Annotated in this window: 2 protein-coding genes; one reads left to right on the top strand and one right to left on the bottom strand. The window is 39.3% G+C overall.

Going from position 1 to position 2,282, the window contains the following annotated elements:
- Positions 1 to 933: FAD-dependent oxidoreductase (locus CXF78_RS20780; RefSeq protein ID WP_145991602.1), on the bottom strand; the 933-nt coding region annotated here is incomplete at its 3' end.
- Between the two features lie 297 nt (positions 934 to 1,230).
- Here CXF78_RS20780 and CXF78_RS20775 point away from each other — a divergent pair.
- On the top strand, positions 1,231 to 1,983 hold the full coding sequence (locus CXF78_RS20775; RefSeq protein WP_102037829.1) for a TetR/AcrR family transcriptional regulator: 753 nt from the start codon (positions 1,231 to 1,233) through the stop codon (positions 1,981 to 1,983).
- Positions 1,984 to 2,282 lie beyond the last annotated feature (299 nt).

The raw sequence follows: 2,282 nt of genomic DNA, 5'->3' as shown, positions 1-2,282 counted from the left end.
TTTATGCCAACCAATTGAAAGTAGAGCATTGGACCAGCCAAATCCACCTTCATCAGGAGATCCCCAGTGACCCGTTTGAATAAGGTTCATATGAACAGGCAATGCACCATGAGCCATTGCTGTAAGCATAATTTCACCTGTTGCCCCAAGTGCATTTGTGCAGTCCAGTGTTGGGTCCAACGAAGGATCGACTGCAGCGCGCAGTTCCATATTACGAGCAAAGCCACCGGCGGCGAGAATGACACCTTTGTTCGCTTTGATATAAATGCTTTTACCTGTTTTGATATTTGGGAAGCGGTAGTTTTGTCTCACTTTTAGGCCAATAACTTGTTGGCCATCCATGATGAAATCTTCAATGTAATGTTGTAGACGGTATTCAATACCTTCTTTTACACCGACTTCATAAAGTTTAGTGGTGATATCTCCGCCGGTGCCATGAATCGTTCGAAGAGCACGGGCTTTGTTATGACCACCAACCTGAATGTTGAAGTCTTTCTTAAATTCAACCCCAGACTCAATACAAAGGTTGTATACATCCAAAGCGTGTTCAGCAATTTGAGTCAATGCAGCTTCGTTTGCCATGCCTCGACCAGAAATCATTTGGTCTTTAACTAGCTCTCTAGGAGAGTCATCCATAATGCCTTGAGCTAATTGCGTAGGGCTTTTAGGGATGGCAAGCCAACCACCGTTAATCGCAGAGTTTCCTCCAATCACTTGCATTTTTTCTAACACTAGTACGCTACCTTTCATGGCGCGTTTAGTGTTCAATGCTGCAGACAGACCTGCGAAACCCGATCCGACAATAATATAGTCGATACTTTGATCCCACTTAATGGCACTACACTCGGAAGCATTTACTTGGGGAATCGTGACTGCTAACCCCCCTAATGCTGCTGTCGCACTGAATTTTAAGAAGTGTCTTCTACCCTGCATTGCTGCATCCTCAACTTTAAGTCTTTCGATGCAGACAAGATAAGCTTTGTGAATATGTTGAAACATGAAGTGGGTCACGGGGTATTTGTGGTGACAAACTTATTCGTGAGTCAGCTCCCGAATAAATTTTCTTTTGTTTATTAACATCCCTATTACTGGTTTGGTAGATTCATAGGGGGAAATTATTAGCTAGCTTAAGTCGCTTTTTATATAGCTTGAGTTGTGTTTGTGAATGAATTGATTAGGAGAATTAAAAGCATCGTAGGTTGTTAAGTTGTAAATCAATGAGAGGATATTATGCGTTGTCCAACAGAGCCGTTATCGACAATAAGATGTAATCAAATTTTGGATGCTGCAGAATTATTAATTGAATCACAAGGAATCGTGTCATTTAAATATTCGCAGTTAGTAAAAGAGGTTGGATGTTCTACTGGTACGTTATATAAATTTTTTGAAGGTAAAGAAGATATTCTAGTGTGCTTGTTTCTTCGAAGTGCGACGTCTAATCAACTACCTCTTTTTGTAGAGCAACACTCAAATCTGACAGCTCAGCAAAAAGCATTACTTCCCATATTGTTTACGTTTGAAACTATACAGCGAAGCCGGAGTTTTGCGACCCTAAGATCAGTATCTGTTAATACCATGGTATGGAAATTAGCCAGTCCAGAAAAAGTCGAAAAGTTTAAGCGACGTATTAACGCTTTTTGGTATTGGTTTACCGAATCATTTAATGAGGCGGTGAAGAATGGAGAGCTAGAGGCAACGCCATTGCAGGTTAAAGAGTTAGTCCAAGGTGTTATTTTTTATCTTACAGGATCGTTAACCCAATTTGAAAGCCAGATTATTTTGCCAAAATACTTGTCTAATCGTCGAGAAACTTGTTACCGCCACCTTTCAAGATTGATGGCACAATACAAATGGAAAGTGCCTTTAAACCAAGACATCTATGATGATTTAGAACAAAAAACTCAAGTGTACTTTGCTAAGAATTATCGTTCTAAAATGACGTGTGAAGCTTGTCATTCTCTAGCAAAAAACCTGATGATGTAGGTTGCGTTGAGGGATTAAACTGACTTTTATGTCTAATCATCTTTGTATGTTGGTTTTTAGATATCAGGCTTATAATTATATTCAAATAGAGATTAAATCATTTGTGCTTGTTGTATGAGACAGGCTTTTGGAGGCGACTTTTTTACAAAAAATTACTATTTATAGCTATGATTTATTTAGATTAGTTCCTTGCCTACTGCTGGTGCATCAAGCCATTCTTGAACTTCTGGTGATATAGGAGCTGACGCATCACACTTAGTTATTAATTCCTCTAAAGAATACTTAGGCTTTGGGTTAAG

The organism is Shewanella sp. 11B5, assembly GCF_002836795.1.
Lineage (GTDB): Bacteria > Pseudomonadota > Gammaproteobacteria > Enterobacterales > Shewanellaceae > Shewanella > Shewanella frigidimarina.
The sequence above is the reverse complement of the archived record's forward strand: the minus strand, read 5'-3'. Positions and strand labels throughout refer to the sequence as shown.